At 71.8% G+C, this 20935-nt stretch carries 19 protein-coding genes; 5 read left to right on the top strand and 14 right to left on the bottom strand.

Annotation, left to right across the window (positions count from 1 at the left end; translation table 11 throughout):
* Positions 1 to 8 precede the first annotated feature (8 nt).
* Complete coding sequence (locus ABZ725_RS24600) at positions 9 to 1718, bottom strand: glycosyl hydrolase family 28-related protein (RefSeq protein ID WP_358804963.1); 1710 nt, start codon at positions 1716 to 1718, stop codon at positions 9 to 11.
* 388 nt (positions 1719 to 2106) lie between these two features.
* Between ABZ725_RS24600 and ABZ725_RS24595 the strand changes: the two genes are divergently transcribed.
* Positions 2107 to 2982, top strand: a complete 876-nt coding sequence (locus ABZ725_RS24595; RefSeq protein WP_358804962.1) for a phosphotransferase — start codon at positions 2107 to 2109, stop codon at positions 2980 to 2982.
* 138 nt (positions 2983 to 3120) lie between these two features.
* Complete coding sequence (locus ABZ725_RS24590) at positions 3121 to 4059, top strand: endonuclease/exonuclease/phosphatase family protein (RefSeq protein ID WP_358804728.1); 939 nt, start codon at positions 3121 to 3123, stop codon at positions 4057 to 4059.
* 23 nt (positions 4060 to 4082) lie between these two features.
* On the opposite strand, the gene ABZ725_RS24585 is transcribed toward ABZ725_RS24590, so the two are convergent.
* The 10 genes from ABZ725_RS24585 to ABZ725_RS24540 all read right to left on the bottom strand — a co-directional run bounded on the left by ABZ725_RS24585 (position 4083) and on the right by ABZ725_RS24540 (position 13922).
* Positions 4083 to 4901, bottom strand: a complete 819-nt coding sequence (locus ABZ725_RS24585; RefSeq protein WP_358804727.1) for a class I SAM-dependent methyltransferase — start codon at positions 4899 to 4901, stop codon at positions 4083 to 4085.
* Positions 4898 to 5089 carry a hypothetical protein gene (locus tag ABZ725_RS24580; protein WP_358804726.1) on the bottom strand — a complete coding sequence of 64 codons (192 nt, stop codon included), beginning with the start codon at positions 5087 to 5089 and terminating at the stop codon, positions 4898 to 4900. The genes ABZ725_RS24585 and ABZ725_RS24580 overlap by 4 nt, the downstream gene beginning before the upstream one ends.
* A 27-nt stretch (positions 5090 to 5116) precedes the next feature.
* On the bottom strand, positions 5117 to 6952 hold the full coding sequence (locus ABZ725_RS24575; RefSeq protein ID WP_358804725.1) for an ABC transporter ATP-binding protein: 1836 nt from the start codon (positions 6950 to 6952) through the stop codon (positions 5117 to 5119).
* Positions 6949 to 7074: a hypothetical protein gene (locus tag ABZ725_RS24570; protein WP_358804724.1), complete on the bottom strand. Its 126-nt coding sequence runs from the start codon at positions 7072 to 7074 to the stop codon at positions 6949 to 6951. The genes ABZ725_RS24575 and ABZ725_RS24570 overlap by 4 nt, the downstream gene beginning before the upstream one ends.
* A gap of 2 nt (positions 7075 to 7076) precedes the next feature.
* Positions 7077 to 7697 carry a hypothetical protein gene (locus ABZ725_RS24565; RefSeq protein ID WP_351911488.1) on the bottom strand — a complete coding sequence of 207 codons (621 nt, stop codon included), beginning with the start codon at positions 7695 to 7697 and terminating at the stop codon, positions 7077 to 7079.
* A complete protein-coding gene (locus tag ABZ725_RS24560; RefSeq protein WP_358804723.1) occupies positions 7694 to 9598 on the bottom strand; it encodes an alpha/beta fold hydrolase in 1905 nt (634 codons plus the stop codon). Before ABZ725_RS24560 ends, ABZ725_RS24565 begins: the two co-directional genes overlap by 4 nt.
* A gap of 105 nt (positions 9599 to 9703) precedes the next feature.
* Positions 9704 to 9991: a hypothetical protein gene (locus ABZ725_RS24555; RefSeq protein WP_351911490.1), complete on the bottom strand. Its 288-nt coding sequence runs from the start codon at positions 9989 to 9991 to the stop codon at positions 9704 to 9706.
* Between the two features lie 192 nt (positions 9992 to 10183).
* Positions 10184 to 11596, bottom strand: coding sequence for an NAD(P)/FAD-dependent oxidoreductase (locus ABZ725_RS24550; RefSeq protein WP_358804722.1), 1413 nt, complete (start codon positions 11594 to 11596; stop codon positions 10184 to 10186).
* Positions 11597 to 11789: 193 nt separating this feature from the next.
* Positions 11790 to 13133, bottom strand: coding sequence for a histidine kinase (locus ABZ725_RS24545; protein ID WP_358804721.1), 1344 nt, complete (start codon positions 13131 to 13133; stop codon positions 11790 to 11792).
* A gap of 99 nt (positions 13134 to 13232) precedes the next feature.
* Complete coding sequence (locus tag ABZ725_RS24540; RefSeq protein WP_358804720.1) at positions 13233 to 13922, bottom strand: response regulator transcription factor; 690 nt, start codon at positions 13920 to 13922, stop codon at positions 13233 to 13235.
* 223 nt (positions 13923 to 14145) lie between these two features.
* Here ABZ725_RS24540 and ABZ725_RS24535 point away from each other — a divergent pair, with 223 nt between their 5' ends.
* Entirely contained in the window at positions 14146 to 14499 is a 354-nt protein-coding gene (locus tag ABZ725_RS24535; RefSeq protein ID WP_358804719.1) for a helix-turn-helix transcriptional regulator, read from the top strand.
* A 12-nt stretch (positions 14500 to 14511) separates the two neighbouring features.
* On the opposite strand, the gene ABZ725_RS24530 is transcribed toward ABZ725_RS24535, so the two are convergent.
* The 3 genes from ABZ725_RS24530 to ABZ725_RS24520 are packed head-to-tail and all read right to left on the bottom strand — an operon-like array spanning position 14512 to position 20117.
* The gene (locus tag ABZ725_RS24530; RefSeq protein WP_358804718.1) at positions 14512 to 17421 is read right to left on the bottom strand and encodes a hypothetical protein; all 2910 of its coding nucleotides are present in this window, start codon (positions 17419 to 17421) and stop codon (positions 14512 to 14514) included.
* 3 nt (positions 17422 to 17424) lie between these two features.
* On the bottom strand, positions 17425 to 18711 hold the full coding sequence (locus tag ABZ725_RS24525; protein ID WP_358804717.1) for a hypothetical protein: 1287 nt from the start codon (positions 18709 to 18711) through the stop codon (positions 17425 to 17427).
* A complete protein-coding gene (locus tag ABZ725_RS24520; protein WP_358804716.1) occupies positions 18711 to 20117 on the bottom strand; it encodes a hypothetical protein in 1407 nt (468 codons plus the stop codon). Before ABZ725_RS24520 ends, ABZ725_RS24525 begins: the two co-directional genes overlap by 1 nt.
* A 117-nt stretch (positions 20118 to 20234) precedes the next feature.
* On the opposite strand from ABZ725_RS24520, the gene ABZ725_RS24515 reads away from it, so the two are divergent.
* Together ABZ725_RS24515 and ABZ725_RS24510 are read left to right on the top strand one after the other, a co-directional pair.
* The gene (locus ABZ725_RS24515; protein WP_358804715.1) at positions 20235 to 20660 is read left to right on the top strand and encodes a hypothetical protein; all 426 of its coding nucleotides are present in this window, start codon (positions 20235 to 20237) and stop codon (positions 20658 to 20660) included.
* Positions 20657 to 20935: a hypothetical protein gene (locus ABZ725_RS24510; protein WP_351911499.1), complete on the top strand. Its 279-nt coding sequence runs from the start codon at positions 20657 to 20659 to the stop codon at positions 20933 to 20935. The genes ABZ725_RS24515 and ABZ725_RS24510 overlap by 4 nt, the downstream gene beginning before the upstream one ends.

Here is a 20935-nt window from a genome sequence, read left to right as displayed (position 1 = left end):
GCGTGCGCTCATCGATCCACTCCGTTCAGGTAGGTGAACGCATGCTGTCCGTCGTCCATCGCCGTGTGCCCCAGCTCGCGCTGCGCCGCGTACAGGTTCCGCGGCCGTACCGCCTGCGGGCTGCCGTACAGCTCCAGGCGCGTGTGCAGCTCGCCCGTGAAGTCGGGGACGTCGATCTGGTCGAACTCCCTGACCTCGTCGATGCCGACGGTGGCGGAGTACGGTGCCAGGGCGTCGATCCTGACCAGGCCCGCCCGGGCGTTGGTGACCCGGATGTTCCAGTGCGTGAAGCGGGCGCCGAACAGGGGACCGGCGCTCGCGTCACCGCCGTGGCGGCCGTTGTTGTTCACGGTGATGTCGGTGCGGACGTTGGCGAAGGGCAGGCCGCGGTGGCTGTCGAAGGTGCCCATCCGCATGTCGCCGCGGGACCAGACGTTGTACGAGGACAGCCCCTCGACGTTGATGCCGTGCAGTTGGGTGTTCGAGGGCGCGGGGCCGGTGCGCTCCTCGATCGTGAAGTCCTCGATGAGGTTGTCGTGCGATCCCTCGCGGCAGAAGTAGGGGTGGTGGGAGCCGCGGCCGGTGACACGGGTACGCCGCAGGGTGCACGCGGAAGCGGACACCAGGCCGAAGCCGTTGTCGACGTGGCGGACCGTCACGTCGTCCACCCAGCAGTCGTACGCGCACTGGAGGACGACCCCGTTGTGGCCCTTGTCGAGCAGGTGCGGCTGCTGCGGGGTCTGCACCGCCTCCAGCGTCAGGCCCTCCACTCCCGAGCCCGTCAACTCCGGTACGTGTGTGGTGAGTTGCGGGCTCCACTCCGGGCGTAGGTCGAGCGGGAGCGGGCGTTCGAGAGTGACCTTCCGGCCGCGGATCCGGGCGATGCGGACGGGCCACTCGTAGGGGACGTACGACGTCAGCTTCGTCTTGTCGTCCCAGGAATAGGCCTCCGGTCCCGGGCCGCCGCCGCACATGTGCTCGAGGAGCGTGTGCTCCGCGTCGTCGGAGAGGCGCAGGAGGACCAGGGCGCCGGGGCGCAGCGACGACGCGTCCGTCACGGTGACCGTCCATGAGCCGCGTCGCGCCGGAGCGATCGGGGTGAGTGGACGCCACTCGTCGCGCCTGTTGCCCGTCCAGCCCTCGAAGGGCCAGTCCTTTGCCCTGATCGCGGCGGTGAGAGAGGTCCAGCGGGCTTTGGGGGCCAGCCAGATCAGGCCGCCGGCCCACGACCAGCCCGACTTGTCGCCGCCGTAGCGGGAGCCGTACGCCCCGATCAGCTCGGTGAGGTTCTTCGTCGCGTACAGCGTGGTGCGGCCGCTGCCGGCGCCCTTGAGGATCACGTTCGAGCGGTCGACGCGGATCACGTCGTCGATCCGGAACGTGCCGGGCGGGATGGTGACCGTGCCACCGCCGGCCCTGGCGGCAGCGGCGATGGCACGGTTGATCGCGGGGGCGGAGTCGGTCGTGCCGTCCGCCACGGCGCCGAAGTCGCGTATGTCGGCGACAGTGCGGCGGCGCGGGAGGCGGACCGCCCCGCCGCGGCAGCCGGCTCGGCCGATGTACGGGATCTGCGGGTGAGTGAAAGGTGTGCGCCTGAACTCCCGCCAGAGCGCCGGGGTCTCGGCCGACAAGGAATTCGAGTCGGCCGCCGTGGCGGTACCGGCGCCGGCCGCCACGGCGATGGCGCTTCCCAGCAAGGCTCGTCTAGTCATGCCCATGACATTCTGACCGCCCATGGCGGCCGTGTGCGCGTGTCTCATGCCCGTTCGCCCTTCCCATACTTTTCATGGATGTGAACGACGTTCATATGTGCGTTGAGCGGTGAGCATGCCATGACGCCGTTGAGTACGAAAGGGGTCACGCAGCGTTTATTGGCGTGGACGGAGCTGCTCCATCGCCACCAGGTAAGTGGCCCGGGAAACCGATCGCCGCCGGGGTGTCGGCCCCCGTAGGGTGCGCGGGTCATCACGACGGAGGGGCGGTTCGGTGGACGCGATACCCGGTGCGGAGACGCGGGAGCAGTTGGCGGACGCGGCGCGGGCCGCGCTGGGCGGTGGGCGGCGGCTGGAGGCGGTCGAGCGGATCGCGGGCGGCACCAAGAAGGGCGTGTACCGCCTGGTCATGGACGATGCGACGACGGCGATCGCCTACCTCTGGGACGCCGCCGAGAACTACTGGCCGGCGGCCGAGGGCGACGACGACCTCACCGACCCCTTCTCGCCCGGTCTCGGCCTCGACCTGTTCGAGGCCGCGCACGCACGGCTGCACGCGCTCGGCGTCCATGTCCCGGCGATCCGTCTCGTCGACCGCGACGGCGCCCACTGCCCGGCCGACCTCGCGATCGTCGAGGATCTCCCGGGCGAGACCCTGGAGCAACTTCTCGCCCGCGACCCCCGCACGGCCGCGCCGGTCATGACCCGGCTCGGGGAGGCGCTCGACGCGATGCGGCGGCACCGCGCGCCCACGTACGGCAAGGTGGCCGTCGTCGACGGGGGAGGCGCATCGCGCGGGACGTCGTGCGAGGGCGTCGTCCTGGACCGTGCGCTGCGCGACCTTGCCGAGGCGGCGTCGCGTGATCCACGGATCGCCGGAGCCCGCGACCGGCTGGAGGAGCGGCTGTCGAGGCTCGCGGCGGCGGTGCGCCCTCGCGCGCAGTACGCGGTGGTGCACGGCGAACTGGGCCCCGACCACGTACGGGTGGACGCGGACGGGAACCCCGTGGTGATCGACATCGAGGGCTCGATGTACTTCGACGTCGAGTGGGAGCACGTCTTTCTGCGGATCCGCCTGCACGACGCCTACCGGCCGCTCGAGACGGACGGCCTGGACGAGGACCGCCTCGCGCTCTACATGCTGGCCCAACGGCTCTCACTGACGGCGGGTCCACTGCGGCTGCTCGACGGGGACTTCCCCGACCGGGCGTTCATGGCCGGCATCGCCGAACACAACCTGAAGCAGGCGCTGGAACTGGTCCAGGACTGAACGCGCCGCGGATCGCCGCCGCCCGGCTCTTTCGGTCATGTACACGTTCACATATCGAGGTGTTCATGACTGTCACGCGCGGTCGGTCCAGACTGCAGGTGCACGACTCGCCCGGCAACCGCCACAGAAGGAGTGCCTGTGCCGAACGACAGCCGAGTCACGCGTCGCCTGAGTCTGAAGACCGCCCTCGCCGCGGCGGTGGCGCTGCCCGTGCCCCGTACCGCCACCGCAGCCACAGCAGTCACCGCCGCCACCACCACCGAACCCGCTGCCGCGGTGGCGGCGGAACTCGCCGGTCCCCGTCTCGACGTGATGTCCTTCAACCTGCGGTTCGCGAGCACCCTCCTGCCCAACAGCTGGGCCGTGCGCAGGCCGGTGATGCGCGAACTGCTGCGGCAGCAGGCGCCCCATGTCATCGGCACCCAGGAAGGCCTCCACCAGCAACTCCTCGACATCGCGACCGACCTCGGAGCGAACTACCGCTGGATCGGCACCGGACGTGCGGGCGGCACCCGCGACGAGTTCATGGCCGTCTTCTACGACACCCGCCGGCTCGCGCCGGTCGAGTACGCCCACTTCTGGCTCTCCGACACACCGGAGACAGTCGGCTCGAACACCTGGGGCGGCGGCTCCATCCGCATGGTCACCTGGGTCCGGTTCCGCGATCTGCAGGACGGCGACCGGCAGTTCTACGTCCTCAACACCCACCTCGACAACGTCAGCCAGTACGCGCGCGAGCGTTCCGCGTCCCTGATCGCCCAGCGCATCGCCGGTTTCGACCAGTCCCTCCCCGTCGTCGTCACCGGCGACTTCAATGTCGCGGCCCACAAGAACAAGGTCTACGACACGATGCTCGGAGCCGGGCTGGTCGACACCTGGGACACGGCGGCCGAGCGCAGCGCCCTCTACGCGACCTTCCACGGCTATCTGCTGCTGACGCCGGGCGGCGACCGGATCGACTGGATCCTGGCCACGCCGGAGGTCGCGGTGCACCGGGCCTCGATCAACACCTTCGCCCTGAACGGGCAGTTCCCCAGCGACCATCTGCCCGTACAGGCCGCGCTGACCTTGGGCTGACACCGCCGCGGCGGCCCTGCGGTTCAGGGCCGGGCCCGCGGTGGCTTGACGTAGGTGCAGATCGCCAGCGGTGAGCGCCGGTCGTACGACTCGGCCTCGGTGGGCCAGTCGCCGAAGCGGCTCTCGGGTTCGAGGCCCGCGGCGACGGCGTAGGCGTCCATCTCCTCGGGCGCGGTCAGCCGGGAGACCTCGGTGCCGACGCGGGTGGTGCCGTCGGACTCGTACCAGATGTGGGAGAGGTGCCACAGCGCTCCCTCGGGCAGCAACAGGGAGTGGCTCTGCAGCCCGGTGCCGGGCTCCGGATAGGGCGTGAAGTACGTGGCGCGACTGCGGCCCTCGTGCAGGGCCAGGACGGCCGGCTTGTTGTGCGTCTCCATGACGAGCCGGCCGCCGGGGGCCAGCAGGTCGGCGGCGCGACGCACCGCCTGTCGCTGCTCCTCGGGGGTGAGCAGCATGGAGAGCGTGGCGCAGACGCAGTACACGAGCCCCACCGTGCGGTCGGCGGAGTAGGTGCGGATGTCGGCGTGCACGGGCTCGACGGGGGTGTCGTCGGCCAGGTTGCGGCGCAGGACCTCGAGCATCTCGGGGGAGGAGTCGACACCGGTGATCCCGCCGACGCGGCGCGACAGCGGGAGCGCGATCCGCCCGTTGCCGACGCCGAACTCGACCGTTCCCGAGGTCGGGTCGGGGTGCAGGGCGGCCAGGCGCTCCACCTCGGCGGTGACCGACGCGTCGTCGGGGAAGAGACGGTGGTACCAGCCGTCGAACTGCCGGCCGTAGCCGATGTCGTCGACGATGCCGGTCGTACGCGTCGTCGTGGGTGCGTTCGTGGGCGCGTTCATGGGTGTTGCCTCCGCTTCCTGGGTGGGGTGTTCCTCGGGTGGGCGTTCCTTCTGACCTGTGACCAGGCGCCGAACAGCACCACGAGGGCGGCGCCGATGACGGCGGGGGCGCTGACGGCCCGGGTGGCGATCAGGAAGCCGACGATGCCCAGGGCCAGCACGAGCGGGATCAGCAGGAAGTCGTTCATGCACGTTCTCCTGTCGGGATCTTCGGATCAGGGTGCGACGTCGGTGAGCTCCTGGAGCCGGGCGAGCCGGCGGTAGAGGTCGCTGTGCCGGTGGAGCTCGTCGTGGGTGCCGACCGCGTGCACCTGCCCCTGGTCGAGCACGATGATCTGCTGGGCCTCGGTGACGGTGGACAGCCGGTGGGCGATGGCGATGACCGCGCAGAAGTCCGAGATCACGGCGATGCTGTCGCGCATCGCGTTCTCCGACTCGGTGTCGAGGTTGGCGGTGGCCTCGTCCAGCAGCAGGAACCGCGGTGCCTGCAGCAACGTACGAGCGATGGCGAGACGTTGCCGCTGACCCCCCGACAGCCCGGCGCCGCGATCGCCGAGTTCGGTGTCGAGCCCGTGGGGCAGCGCGGCGATCACCTCGGTCAGGTTGGCCATGCGCAACGCCTCGGCGATGTCCTTGTCACCGGCGTCCGGCGCACTGTAGGTGAGGTTCTCCCGGACGCTGCCGCGCAGCAGAGTGTGGTCCTGGTCGACGTATCCGACGATGGACCGCAGCTGGTTCAGCGGCAGTTCGGCGATGTCCGTGCCGTCGATGCGGATCGCCCCGGACACCGGGTCGAAGAGCCGCTCGATGAGCTGGAAGACGGTGCTCTTGCCGGCGCCGGACGGGCCGACGACGGCGGTGAGCCCGCCCGCAGGGACCGTGAAGGAGACGTTGCCGAGGACCGCCTTGTCGCTGCCGGGGTAGGAGAACGACACGTCGTCGAAGGCGAGCCCGCTGCCGTACGAGGGCGTGGCGGGGCGGGCGCCGCGCCTGCGGTCGACCGGGCGGTCACCGGGCCGGTCGCCCTCCGTCTCGATCTCGCCCAGCTCCGCCAGCCGGTCGATCGACGCCCTGCCGATCTGGAACTGCGCGATGGACGTGAACAGCGTCAGCAGCGGGGCCACCAGGTAGAAGAGGTACAGGATGAACGCCGTCAGGTCCGCGGCGCTCATCTCGCCGGTCGCCGTGCGGGCCGCGCCCAGGGCGATGACGACGGTCAGGGCGAGCTGGGTGCCGATGCTCATCGTGGGGTCGAGGAGCGACGACAGGAACGTCACCCGGATGCCCGACCTGCGGGCCTGTTTGGCGATGACCGCGATGCCCTCGGCCTCCCGGGCCTCGGCGCGGGACGCCTTCACGGTCGGCATCGCGCCGAGCACCCGCATCAGGGCGGTGCCGAAGTTGCCGGTGTCGGTCTGGTTGAGCACCGACACCTTCCGCACCCCGCGCGCCAGCCACAGCGAGATGACGCTGGTGACGCCGAGACAGCCGAGCGTGGCGGCGAGCAGCACCTCGTCCACCCAGGCCATCAGCGCGATGCCGCCGACGACCAGGAAGCCGTTGTTGATGATGCTGTCGATGGCGTGCGTCATGGTGGAGCGGGCGAGGAGGGTGTCGCTGACCATCCGGGCGAACACATCGCCCTGCTTCCAGCCGCTGTACGCGCGAAACCGGGAGCGCAGCAGCCGCGAGGCGAGGGTGCTGCGGATGTCGTAGACGATGTTCTCCCCGGCCAGCCCGATCACGTACGAGTGGAGGGCGCCGAAGACGGCGTCGGCGATGAACAGGGCCGCACCGACCAGGATGGGGCCGGTCACCGGTCGTCCCTGCTCGACGGAGGCGACCAGCTCGCCGATGATCGCGGGCTGGGCCAGCGAGGTCGCGGCGCCCACCAGGCCCAGCAGGATGCCCAGCAGGATCAGCCGGCGGTGCCGGCCGAGCGCCTGCCAGGGTTTGGCGCCCTTGCCCCACAGCAGATGCAGACGGAGTGGGGGAATCGCCCGGTGTGCGGCCCGCGGCCTGGTCGGGGGCCGCGGGCCGGCGGGGCTCATTCGGCGTCACTCCCGTCCTGCTTGCGCTCCCGTACGACCTGGGCGTACAGGACGGCCGCCCGGATGAAGCCGACCACGACCAGCGCGCAGCCGCTGAGGAAGAAGGGGTTGTCGAAGCTCATGGTCAGACCCTCGCTTCGGTCTTGGCCGGCGCGAGCGGAGTGCTCGGCGCGTGCGGGTCGAGCGGTACGAACGGGGAGACGAACATGAGCTGCGGGTCCTGGCGTTCGTCGTAGCCGGTGCTGGAGGCCAGGGAGAACTGGAAGCCCCGGACGTCGTGGGCGGCTTCCCCCTCGGCCGCGATACGGGTGCGTACGTGCTCGGTGATCAGCCGGTAGCCCGGGGTGTGGGCGACGGCTGCGAAGCCCTGATCGAGGCGCGGCAGGATCTCCTGGCACGCGTCGAAGACGGACTTGTCGGCGCGGCGGGTCGGGAACCAGACGAGGTGCAGCGGCTTGCGGTCCACGATGCCGCTGGCGTCGCGCCAGGCCGAGGACGTGCCGTCGGCGCCCACCGTGCGGTACAGGAAGTGGAAGTCGAACATGGCCGGGTGCGGTGCGAAGAACCGCCAGTTCGGCAGGAGCGAGAAGTGGTCCCCGCTCCGGACCCGGCCGAAGTCGTGGTGGGGGTGCTGGCCGGCGAGGGTCAGCAGGAGCACGGCGGCTCCGGCGATCCGCCAGGCGGCGCCTTCATCCGTGAGCACGTTCTTCAGCCGCAGGCGCGGCAGGGAGTTCGGGGAGTTCATCGGGTGGCGCCCTTCCGGGTGACGGGTCGGGCGACGCGTGCAGAGGCGGGGGAGCGGTCGTCGAAGAACGCGATGATGCGGTCCGTCACCTGGTGTGCGTACCGGCTGGTGATCAGCATGCTCTCGTGGGTGGCGCCCTCGATGATCACGGTCTCGGTGTGCGCACCGACGTGCGCCTGGGCGAGTTCCCTGTGCAGCAGCAGTTGTTCGGGTGCGCGGTCCACCGTCCGCTGGGCGGAGACCACGAGCGCGGGGACGCCCTCGATGCGGGCGAGCGCTCCGGTGAAGGACCGGAAGTCGGTCCGGACGGCCTTCCATTCGCGGCGTGCGGCCTCCCACATGCGTGCGTCCGCGTACTGCGCGAAGACCTTCTTCCGGTAGGCGTAGGGCAGTTCGGTGATCCACGCCGGGCGGGTGAGGAGGATCCCGGTACCCAGCCGCAGCGCCCGGCCGACGGCGGTGAGATTCCCGGCCAGGCCCTTCTCGACCGGGCCCAGCCCGTCGGCGAACTGGCCGGGGTGGGAGGAGTCCAGGTAGACGATGCCCTGGAGCCGGTCGCCCAGTTGGCGGGCGGCGCGGCGGGCGAGCTCGCCGCCGATGGAGTGGCCGACGAGGATCACCTTGCGGTGCGGGGCGACGGCGCCGTTCACCAGGTCGACGAGATCGTGCACGGACTCCGACAGCCGGAAGGCGGTGGTGGCCCCGCGACGACTGCCGGCGTATCCGGCGCGGGCGTAGGCGATGACCCCGTACCGGGTCTCGTAGCACAGGCGTTCGGCGATCCAGGCGTAGTGCTCGCTGGTCGACAGCAGCCCGCTCGCCAGCACCACGACCGGCTGCTCGGCGTCGCCCGGCGCGTACTCCTCGTACTGGAGCCGGTTTCCGTGCCGGGTGGTCAGCGTGCGGGAGGTGTGCCAGCCCTCGGTGGCGCGCAGACGTCGGCGCACGGCGGTGACGCCGGCCGCGAGGGCGCCGCCCGCGAGCGCGGCGAGCGCAGCCGGCACGGCACGGTCGTCGCGCCCGGCGACGGCCGGGTGGGAGCGAGGGGTGCTGGTGTAGGCGACCAGGGGGTGGAACGCGGGGAACGCGGTGACGAACCTGCCGAGGCCCATGAAGTAGCCGTTGGCCACGTGGAACGCGGCGGCGCTCGTGATCACGGCGCGGGTCGGCTTGCCGCCGAGGGCGTAGAGAAGCGGGAACGAGCACTCCAGGGCCAGCACGCCGTGGGTGAGCACCTTGGCGGTCTTCGGGTGTTCCTGGGTCCACCGGAACATGCCGTCGTGCCCGTACGTACGGGTGCGCATCACTCCGCCGAGCGCGGAGGCGTCGCGCCAGGGCTTGCCGAAGAGCTTGACCCAGCCGGACACCGCATAGGCCATGTTGGCCTGCAGGGCGGCGTACCACAGCAGTGCGTCCTTGGCCGCAGGCGAGGGTGCCAGGCGGGCGGCGCCGGTGGCCAGCTGCACCAGCGTCGCCACTTGGTCGGAGCCGTCGCCGCCGTAGTGGTGGCGTGGGGAGAGCAGGGCGGACGACGTGCCGAGGAAGATGTTGCCGGCGCCCCGCCAGGTGGAGTCGCCCGGCAGCAGCATGCCGAGGGCCACGGCCGAGCGGGCGACGTGCAGCGCGGTGGTGGTGCGCACCCCGCTGACGCCGTCGACCAGACGGCGCGTCAGGGGGCCGGCTCCGGCCAGGTACTGCCGGGCGACCTCCCAGTCGTTCATGCCGCCCTTCTCGATGTCCCTTCGCTGGGTCAGGTACTCCAGGGAGGACTGCAGACTGGACACGGCGGCCAGCCGCTCGGACAGGCCGATGGCGCGATCCCGGCCGACCGGAGCCGGTCCGAACAGCGTCGAGGCGATCTTTCCCGGAATGACGGGAGGAATTTTTACGCCGAATTTCACGGGCTCCTCTTTCGTGGTGCTCTCCAGCGGAGTATTTTTTGCCTTATGGCGAGCTGCCGGGCCAGAACTCACCTCTGGCCCGGCAGCTTTTGCCCATTTTCTGGATCAGACGCCGCCGGCCGCCGCGGCCTGGGCGTTCGCGGCGTTCGCGACGGCCTGGTTGGCGTCCGCGGCGGCCTGGTTGGCCTCCACCGCGCTGGCCGCGCCGACCACGGTGGCGACGCCGCCCGCCGCCTGGGCCAGGTCCGCCAGTCCGCCCAGCGCGTTGAGGGCGTTGCCGGCGTTCGCCACCCGGCCGATGCGCGGGGTGCCGAGAGTCGGCCGGGCGGACGTGAGGATGACTCCCTCGACGGGGAGGTCCATACGGTCCATTGCCTTCGCGATGCTGCTCATTTTCTCTTCCTTTCGTCAGGGGGCCTCGGACAATGTTTCCTTGCCCTTCGAGAAAGGACAGTACGGCTATTCACAGGCGCCTCACATCGACAAAAATGCCGATTCCGAGAGTGACCTGGTTCACAATGTGCGGGCAGCGCAAAAAGACGGCCCGGACCACGCGGTCCGGGCCGTTTCGAGAAGTCGGGGATATCAGCGAAGGCTGCGCAGCGCCGACGCCGCCGCGTTCGCGCCGCACATGCCGTGGGCACCGGCTCCCGGCGGTGTGGCCGCGGAGCAGATGTACATGCCCGGCACGCCGGTGCTGTAGGGGTCGAGCGCGGCGCGGGGGCGCAGCACCAGCTGGAAGGCGGTGTTCGCCCCGGCGACGATGTCTCCGCCGACGTAGTTCGGGTTGTACTCCTCGAAGCCGGCCGGCGAGCGGACGGCCATGTCGAGGACTCGCTCACGGAATCCGGGCGCGAACCGTTCGATCTGCGCGACGACCGCCCCCGTGACGTCGCCGTCGTAGCCGTGCGGCACGTGTGCGTACGTCCAGACCGGGTGGACGTCGCCCTTCGAGCGCTGCGGATCGGCCAGGTACTGCTGGCCGACGAGGACGAAGGGCCGCTCCGGCATCCGCCCGGCGTGGATCGCCCGCTCGCCGGCGGCGACCTCCGCGTAGCTCCCGCCGAGGTGGACGGTGCCGGCCCGGCGGGCCGCCTCGGCGGTCCAGGGCACACCGTCCTGGACGGCGAAGTCGACCTTGAACGCGCCGGGACCGTGCCGGTACCGGCGATAGGCCCGGGCCACCCGCCCCGGCAGCCGGTCGCCCAGGATGTCGGCGACGGCACGCGGCGCGAGGTCGAAGAGGACCACGTCGGCCGGGGGCAGGTCGGTCTGGGAACGCACCCGGACACCGGTCTCGATCCGGCCGCCGAACTCGGCGAGCTGCGCCGCGAGCGCGTCGGCGATGGCCCGGGAACCGCCTGCGGCCACCGGCCAGCCGTGGCGGTGACCGGCGGCGATGATCGTCAGGCCGACCGCCGCGCTCGCCGGCCGGTGGAACGGAAGGAACGCGTGCGCGGCCACCCCGGCGAAGAGTGCGCGGGCCGTCTCCGACCGCCACACCCGGGCCACCGCGGCGGTCGGCAGCAGGGCCTGCGGCCCGAACGCGGCCAGGCGCAGCGGATGCCGCGGCAGGTGGGTGAGCGGCCGCATGATGTCCTCGGCGAGCGCGTCGTAGCCGTCCGCGAGCGGTCGGAACACCCGCCGCCACCTGCGTGCGTCCATACCGCCGAGGCCGTCGGCCGTCTCCTCCACCGACCGGTGCAGTACCCCGGCCGCGCCGGAGTCCAGCGGGTGTACGCAGTCGATGTCCGGCAGACGCCATGTGAGGCCGTGCCGGCCGAGGTCGAGGCCGCTCAGGAAGGGGGAGCCGACGGCCATGGGATGGGTGGCGGAGCAGTGGTCGTGCAGGAGCCCCGGGGTCAGTTCGCTGGTGCGCGTGCCGCCGCCGATGGTGTCGGCGGCCTCCAGCACGGTGACGTCCAGACCTTCCCGGGCGAGGAACACGGCGGCCGCGAGACCGTTCGGACCGCTGCCCACCACGACGGCCGTGCTCATGGGCCTCCTGCGTCTCCTCGAAGCGGTGGATCGGGCCCCTTGTCGGAGCCCGATCCGTGCAGTTTCACCACTGTGCGGGATGTGAGAAGGCCGTCCCGGTGCCTTTGGGTCTTCGACACTAGACGGCCGTCCCGCCCGGCGCGATTCGCAGAATTGCCTAATCTCGCGCCTCGCGGTCTCGCGCCTGCATCGGCTAACGCGCCTCCCAACTCATGCCGGGCTCGGGTTCCGTGGCAGCGGTCCGCCTGGCGTGGCGGCCGGATTTCGCGAGGGACGGCGATGCCGGGGCGTCGGACGGTTCGTCGCGCGGGAGGGCGGATTCCGTGACCACCGGGAAATGGGCGATGAGCCACCAGCCGCCGTCGTCGGCGGGGCCCGCCGCGAGCGAGCCGCCGACCGCGTCCGCCCGCTCGCGCAGACCGATCAGACCGTAGCCACCGTCGCCTCCCGTGGGGCGGGAACTCCGGCACGGCGAGCCGGTGTTGTACACGTCGACCCGGAGCAGGTCGTCGCGGGTGCGGTGGACGCGCACCGTCGCGTCGGCGCCCGGCGCGTGCCGCCGTACGTTGGTCAGCGCCTCCTGCACCACGCGATGGACCGCGGAGCCCACCTCGGGCAGCAGCGTGCTCCTTCGGGCCGCGCCGGTGATCTTCAGCTGGGCGGTCGATCCCACCCCCTGCTCGCTGAACGACGAGACCAGCCTGGTGAGTTCCGCGTACGGCTCCTCGGGGCGTTCGAGGGCGGTCTGTTCGCCCTCTTCGCGCAGTACGCGGATCAGCCGGCGCATCGAGTCCATGGTCCGCTGTCCGGCTTCGGCGATGTTGTCCAGGATGGGACCGACCTGGTGGGGTGAGCTCGCATGGATCACCCCGCCGGCGTGTGCCTGCGCGATGATGCCCGTCACGTGGTGGGCGACGAAGTCATGCAGTTCCCGGGCGAGTTGCATCCGCTCGGCGAGCCGTACGGCGGCGATCGTCCGGTTCCGCCGGGCGTCCAGGGTGCGCAGATAGCAGCCCCCTCCGATGGCCCCGCCGATGGCGAACGTCAGCAGAAAGGGATAGGTCAGGGTGATGCCGGTGCCCCCGGTGCGCAGGGGTTCGTCGATGACGCTGGCCCCCATGGCGGCGGCCAGCGCGAGGGCGACGCCGGGCCGGGTGACGTTGCGGCAGATGCCGGCGAGGAGGACCAGCATGCACGCCGTCTCCAGGAGCCCCCATTCGGGCATGGCCCAGCCCATCATGCAGGTGCCCAGCGTCACCGTCGTCGAGACGGCCGCGGAGATCCCTGCCCGCCACTCGGTGCGCAGCCGCGGTTCCGGAGTGAGCACCAGCGCCAGGGCGAAGGGGCCGGTCACGAGCGGCAGCCAGTCGACCGGGCCGCGCTGCTGTGTCCCGATGATCCCTATGTCGAGCAGCCACAGCACGCCCAGAGCCGGATACAGGGCGCGGTGGCCGAGCCCCCGCACAGGTAATCGAGGGGGGCCGAGGTGCGGCCGGGTCGCTCGTGCCGAGAGCGCCGCGAGTGACGAAGTTGTCATACAAACGGAGGGTAGGCATGTACATGCCTCGCTGGTGGGTGGTAGATCGATCTGTGGGGAGGGACACAAAACGATTACAGCGGCTTCACAGGACCTCCGTCAGCGTCCCGCCCGGACGGCCCCGTTGCCCCAGGCCCATGCGGCCACCTCGACACGGTTGCGCACCCCGAGCTTGTGGTGGATGTGCCCCAGATGCGTCTTCACGGTGGACAGGGACAGACACAGCTGGTCGCTGATCTCCTGATTGGTACGGCCCACCGCGACCAGCCGGGCAACCTCCAACTCCCGGGCGCTGAGCGACGATTCGGGCACGCCGACGTCGTTTCCCGGTGCCGACGCCCGCTCCTCCAACTGCTTCAGCAGCCGGACCGTCACCGCGGGGGAGACCAGCGCGTCACCGCGCGCCGCCGCCCGCACCGCCTCGACCAGCAACGCGGGCGTGGCGTCCTTGAGCAGGAAACCGCAGGCTCCGTTGCGCAGCGCCACGTTGAGGTAGTCGTCCTGGTCGAAGCTGGTGACCACCACGACCGCGGTCGGATGCGTCGCCCCGGGGCCGGACAGCAGCCGGGTCACCTCCAGCCCGTCCAGCTTCGGCATGCGGACGTCCACCAGGCACACGTCCGGCCGCAACGCACGCGCCAACTCCACGCACGCAAGCCCGTCGGCGGCCTCTCCCACCACCTCGATGCCGTCCTGCGCATCGAGGATGAGGCGGAAACCGGCTCGGACGAGATCCTGATCGTCGGCGATGACGACGCGCGTCGGGGTGCTGCTCACGCGGCCGAGCATGCCATGGATCACGTTGCCGGTCCGGCGGTCCGGGAATGCCGGTGGATCAGATGGTTGGAACGGCCGAGCGGTTGACGCGTTCCCGGCGATCCGGCCCCGTCGGGCGGAAGGACCGAGGCCGAACGACCGATGACTACCGCCGGGTATCAGTCGAACGGTCGATGGCCGGGGCCCAGGTGTCACGGAAGAGTCACGGCACACCCCTCCGAACAAGGCAGGCATCATGACAGTGGACAGCTCTGGCCGACTCAGCACCCGGGAGCTGGAGATCCTGCTTCTGGCAGCCCATGGCATGTCGGACGCGGACATGTCTCATCAGCTGTCGATCTCACCCCGCACGGTGGCCTCCCATATGCGCAGCGTCCGGGAGAAGTTGTGCGCGAAGAATCGCACGCATCTCATCGCGATAGCACTCCGCGCGGGAATCCTCGCGCTGCGCACGGAACTGACGGAGCGGGCGGGGTGGCCGGGCCGACCGGATCGGCCGGACGGGATGGGCGGGCCGGATGAAACGTTCCGCTTGACGGGGCGAAGCGGGGTGCACGGGGTACAGGCTCAACCCGTCGGCATGGCTTAGCAGCCACGGAATTTACACGACGATGCACGTCATGGCCGCCCACAGCAGGGGTGAGTGCTCGATCCGGCCGTCGGCGCGCCAGCGGTCGAGCTGCTCGCGCTGCCAGCGGCCGAGCCGGTGCACCGGGTCGCGGTCCTCGTGCGCGGCGTCGACGGCGACGATCGCCTCCGACAGCGGGCGCACGGACTCGGGCAGACCGGCCAGCCGGTGGAACGCGAAGCTGGTCGGCAGAACCCAACGGGTGGCCGTGACCAGTTCGGCGCCGTTGTGGATCATCGCCGTGGCCAGGCCGAACGACTCGGCGAACCGCAGATCGCCACCGCTCTCACAGCCGATCAGGGCGACCCGCGGCGGCGCGGGCCAGATCCGCGCACCCGGTTCCCCGTCGGCCCGCAGGGGCAGCGTGCCCAGCAGGAGATCCTTGGCCGACAGCGGCCGATGCGTGCGGACCGCCTCCGTCAGGCCGACGGTCTGCGGGCCGCAGGACAGATGCAGAGTGCCGTCCTCGCTCTGTCCGCCCTCGACCGGGGCGCCGCCCACGTGCCCGACGTACATCAGTCTGTGTGCCCCCTTGCGGAGCACGCCGCTCAGCCAGTCCCGGTCCAGGTCGGTGCGGCGGAACGCCTCCGCCGGGTCGGCGAGGGACGGCTCGACGGCGCCCGCGTCGAGGCGACTGCGGACCAGCGACAGCAGTTCAGGATCCGAGCCGGGCGGCCCCAGGACCGAGCCGAGCGGGGAGTCGGCGCGGAATCCGGGCACCCGGGGGTCGAGGACGAGCACGACCGGGCCGGTGTCCGGACGGTCGGCCGGACGTTCGGGATGAGTGCGCCGCGGTGCCTTCTGTCGTCGCAACGAGGTCGGCGCGGTGGTCACCACGTCCGCCAGATCGATGAGCCGGGTGTCGGCGTCGTCGACGGCCAGCAGTTCCCAGGGGACCTGAGCGACCCGGGGCGACGGCTGGATGCGGACCAGCGGGCGGCCCGCGCGCTCCGACACCTGGCGGATCTGCGCCGTCAGCCCCTCCGGCCACAGCGCCTCGGCCAGCGTCCGCGCGAGCTGTCGCTCGGTGCGGTGATCGGCCAGCGCGCCCGACTCGAAGGCCCGCCGCATGCCGGCCGTCCCCTCGCCCGAGCCGGGGAGCGCCTCGGTCAACTCGCGTACCGCACGGTCGACTTCGGCAGCAGGGCCGTGCCCGGTGCCGAACCCCTGGGCGCCGCCGGCCCAGGTCCAGGTCATGAACAGGTCGCCCGCGTCGGCCAGCCGGATCTGGACCACGGGACGGGCGGTGAGTTCGTCGGTGATCCAGAACGGCACCTCCTCCTCGTCCACGATCCGTCGGCGATAGCGGAACTCGGCAGCCGCGATGAACTCCTGGAGGGCGACGCGGCCGGACTCCGCCGACATGCGCACCTTCGGAGGCGGCGCGACGCGCAGCCCGGCGGACGCGGCGGCCTCGGCAGCCACACCCCCGAGGGCCATCGTCCCGTCGTCGCCGTACGCCTTCATGCCCGCGTCCGGGAAGACCGACGGCCCGTCGTGCCCGTCGGCGGAGCCCGGCCCTGGACCCAGTGCCGGCGCGGCGCCCGCGCACCGGTGTTCCACCAGCTCGAAGAGGAGCCCCTGGTCCTGGCGGCGCACGGCGAGCCGGAAGACCAAGTGCATGGCCCTGTCCGCCAGTTGCAGCCACTGGGCGCGGGCGTGGGCGGTGACGAAGTCGTGGCGTGCCGCGGCCAGCGCCAGGGCGGCGGGCAGCGCGAGGGAGAGCGCGGTGTCGATGGACCGCGTCTCGTGCCGGCCGTGGTCCGCCCGGTTCAGGTTGTCCTCGAGGGCGCCCGCGAGCATGAGGTCGACCTGGGCGCACCGCTCATGGATCTCCCGCGCCTGGTAGACGTCACGGGCCTCCTGGGCCAGCCGCTTCATCTCCTCGATGTCGCCCCGCTCGTACGCGTGTTGGGCGCCCAGCAGCATGGTGTCGGCGGCGGCGACAGAGGCGCCGAGCCGCTGGAACCGGTCCAGGCTCGCCGCCATGAGATCGCTCGCGCCGGCGGCGTCCCCGCGCAGGCCCGCGAGATGGCTGCGGGCCTGCTCACAGACCGCCAGATCACCGAACCGCCGCTGTTCCTCGAAGAAGGCGGACGCCTGCGCGAACAACCGCTCCGCCAGGTCGAGTTCACCTCGTTCCATCGCCAGCGACGCCCGGTGCGCGAGCAGTGTCTGCCGCTCGCCGGTGTCCCCCAACGCCCGGAAACCGTCGTCCGCGCGGGCGAGGTAGTCCTCGGCCAGGTCGAACCGCCCGGTCGTGGCACAGATGGTGCCGAGCGCGGTCAGCAGGCGGGGGACGGTCTCCGCGGCGGTGGCCGCAGTCGTGGACAGCAGGAGCGTGGCCTGTTCCTCCGCCCTTCCCCACTCGCCCCGGTTCATCAGCAGGAGGACCCGGTTCAGGCCGAGTTCGGCGGCGCGCAGCCCGTCGGGGTCCTCGAACTCGGGGAACAGGGCCGCCGCTTCGTCCAGACAGGCCAACGACTCGTCCAGACGCCCGGTCCTGCTCATCACGTCGGACCTGGCGATGAGTGTCTTCAGTACGGTTTCCAGCCACAGTTGACGGCCCTGCGGGCCCATCTGCGCCGACGCGATGCCGTCGAGCAGGGCCCGGGACCGCTCGATCGCGTCCTCGGCCCCGGGCAGGTCCGAGGCGGTGAGGAGGACGACGGCGAGGTCGCACAGCACGTGCGCGCGCAGGAACCGCACGTCGGGCGAGTCCTCGATGGACTCGGCCAGGGCGAGCATCTCGCCGTAGACGGCGCACGCAGCCCCGAAGTCGGCGGCCATGTGATGCTCGTGGGCCTGGGCGAAGCCGCTGTCGAACGGCTCCCCGTACAGCTGAGCCGCCGCTTGGACATCTGACTCGTTTCCGTCCGGCATCCGTCAGTAGTCCTCACTGGTGGCGGTGGCGGCGAGGGTCTCGGCGAGGAAAGGCGCCGAGAAGGTGTCGTACGCGCCGTCGGATGCCAGGTGCTGTGCCGCGGCGGCCAGTCGGCGCCGGGCCAGGGCGCGGACCGCGTCACGGTCGGCGCGGCCCCCGAGGCCGGCGCCCGGGTCGAAACCGGGCAGCAGGACTCCGACTTCGACCTGCGGAGCTCTCGCCGCGGCCGGCAGATCGAGATGCGGGTTCAGGTCGAGATCTGCCCGGCCGGTCCACACATCGTCCCGTCTGGCGAGCGGCACCCGGCTCGGCGGGCCGCCGTTCACCTGGACCTCCGCGACGAGCAGCGCACCCGCGCCGGGAGCCGCGACGTGCGCGACGACCTCGACCTCGATCTGGCGGCGCGCACCGAGCGCGCGGGCGGTCCAGGACACCGAGTCCTCGGCGGCGTCGACGAACCCCGGCGGGTAGCGGCGCCAGTCGTTCGTCCCCGAGCCCTGGGCGATGACCCGGCCGCCGGACCCGGGTGCCTCGCCTGCCGCGAGGGCGTAGCCGTCCCGCCGGGCGAACAGCGCGCCCGCGTCGACCGGCGTACCGGCGAGGCCCCGCTCCAGGGCCGAGCGCAGTTCGCGCAGGGCCGGCCCGTCCAGCCCGGCGCCGTCCGCCGCGTCGTCGATCAGCCGCAGGACGCTCTCCAAGCGGCGTGCCGTGTCCGGCGGTTGTGGCGCCGAGCGCCACCACTGGATCAGCGGGCCGAGTCCGGCCCGGTGCTCCTCGATGAGTTCGGGCACGCAGTCGTCGGGCTGGTCGCCGAAGTCGTCGAACAACTGCTGGCACCGGTGCGTGAGCGCCGCCGACTCCAGGCCGAGCACATCCGGTTCGAGTACTGCAATGCCGTCGGTGTACGACGCCGGCCACCACCGGGCCGCCCAGTGCGCGAACCCGAGCCGTGCGGCGTCGCCCGCGAGAGCGCCGAGCCCCGCCGGCACAGTGCTCGCCTCGCCTCCCCCTGCCGCGCACGCGTGCACCGCGGCAGCGGTGGGCTCGCCGTAGACCGCCCACAGCCACTGCTGCGCCCGCCCCACGTCATGGACCTCCGCCACCGGCGGCCCCGGCTCCCCGAGGACGGGCCAGACCAGCACGGCACCCGCGACGTCGAGAACGGAGCGCGCGAAGTCGGGGCCTACGGCGTCCACATCGTCGTGGGCGAAGACGGGACCGCAGGCGGCGACCCGGATCGTGCCGTCCGCGCCCCGTGCGACGTGGATACGCGTTCCGTCCCCGGCCATCACGCGCTCCTCGGCTCGGCCGTGTCCACGGCGGTCGTCGCCGCCAGGGTGCGCAGCGCCGACCGGACCCTGGCGCGGTGGTCCATCATCACCGAGCGGGCCACCCCGTCGAGCACCGCCCAGAGCGAGGCGAGGTCCCCCAGGGGCGCGTCACGGACGTCCCGCCCGTGCAGCCGCACCCACAGCCGCCGCATATAGGCGGCCCAGGGGGTGCGCAGGTCCTGGGCGAGGGCGTCCAGCACGCCGCCGCTGTCGCCGCTGTCGCTGTGGCTGCCGCTGCCGCCGTCCGGGTCGGGGCGGGGAGAAACGGTCATCCTGCGGGCGCGCAGGACCGATGCCTCGCGCCGCCAGCGGCTGTTGACGGCCCGGTGCGCCGCGGTGCGCCCCGGCGCGGGTTCCCCGGTGCCCAGCGGGTCGAGGCCGACCGCGAGCCGCCCGCCGAGGACGACGGCGACGCGCAGGCTCTCGTCGTGCAGGCCGAGCGGAGCGCAGCTGCGGCCGACCTCCCGCTGGACGAGATCCGGCACCGTCGGCAGCTCCTCGCGCCGGGACGAGGACTGCAGCACGACGAAGAGCCGCTCGAAGAGCGTGCGGTCGAGCGGCGCGGGAAGCGTGGCGGTGGAGGCGGCGCGGCCGACCTCCGGACGCGGCGGCGCCTGGCGCGCGGTCAGCCCCAGATGCGCCGGCAGCTCCCCGTCGCCCCAGATCTCGTCCGCATGCGCCCACAGCGCCCGGCCGAACAGACCTCCGTGACCCGCCTCGACCATGGCCTTGTACTCGGTCGAGTCCCCCGCCGGCCCCGCCGCACCACACGTTTCGAGCACCTCGCCCGCCAGCGCGACCGCTGCACCGAGGTCGGTGGCGACCGGATGCCGGCCCGCCCACGCGACGGCCAGCTCCCCGTCGAGCCGGGCCCGCCGCGCGGCGTCCGCCAGATGGCCCTTCAGCGCCTCGACGGTACGTCCGCCGCCCGCGTCCGCCACGTCCTCCACCACGCCCCTCGCCACGGCGTCCGCACCGACGGAAGGCGCCCCGTACTCGGTAGCCAGCTCGAAGCACCGCTGGAAGTACAGATCCTGGGGGTGACCCGCCACGATCCCCAGAGCCCGGCGGGTCTTCTTGAGCAGCGTGAACCACTGAGCCGTCGCCCGAAGACGTGTACCGGACTCCTGGACCAGTGCGTCGAGGCGCGCGGCCTGCGCCGGTTCGAGGAAATCCGCCGCGAGTTCGGGACGCAGCGACGGCCTGACGATCAACGGCAGCACGATCAGTTTGACCGTCCGGGTCAACGGCGCCCCGCCGGGCCCGCTCAGCGACTCCAGCCCCGGCCCGAGGCCACGCCAGGCACGGTCGATGACCAGGGCGCGAGATCGGCATGCGTCAGTCGGCTGGCTGGGCGGCGGCATGCGGCGAGCGTACGTCGTCCGGGAACAGGCGCGCGAACCTGGGATCGGTAGGGGATTCGGGCCGCCTAGCGTCCACACCGTGCACCGCACATGACATCACCACAAGGAGAAGCGGTCATGGGAATCTTCAGCAAGCGTGGCAAGAACCGCGAGGAGCGGGCCGCCCACATCGCCGACCAGGTGGCCGGCGGCAAGGGGTTCTACGGCCGGGCCACACGCGCCTTCCTCGGCAAGCAGGACTTCGCCGAGGTCCAGCAGACGATCGGCGCGTACAAGTCCGGCCAGGACGTCCAGCAGCTGCTCGCCATGGGTGCGCCGACCATACCGGCCGTCGTCTTGGCGATCGGCGACACCGGACGGCTGGTCAACTACGACCCGGTCGTCGACCTGGTCCTCCAGCCGTCCGGGACGACCGACCCGATCACCCTCCAGACCGTCGTCTCCAAACTGCGCATCCCCCGTACCGGCGATCAGGTCCTGCTGGTCGCCGACCCCGCGCGGCCGGGCGGCTACCTCTACGCCGGGGACGGCGTCGCCCCGTGACCTCGCCGGTCTTCCACGAAGCGGCGGCGAGCGACTCCGTCCTGCTCTCCTTCGACGGCCGGGTGCTGGAGGTGTTCGGTTACGTCGACGACGCCCGCTATCACCTCTGGGAGCGGCCTCGGCTCGAGTTCCGCCCCGGCCGAAGCCGCAGAGCCTCGATCGTCACCAGGCACGGCAGACGCCACACCATCCCGTACGACGCACACCTGCTCCCCGGCCTGCAAGCCCTGGCGGCCCGCCTGGCGGAGAGCGTGTCCGAGCTCCCGGGATCCTGA

The organism is Streptomyces sp. NPDC006872 (assembly GCF_040635845.1).
GTDB lineage: Bacteria > Actinomycetota > Actinomycetes > Streptomycetales > Streptomycetaceae > Streptomyces.
The sequence above is the reverse complement of the archived record's forward strand: the minus strand, read 5'-3'. Positions and strand labels throughout refer to the sequence as shown.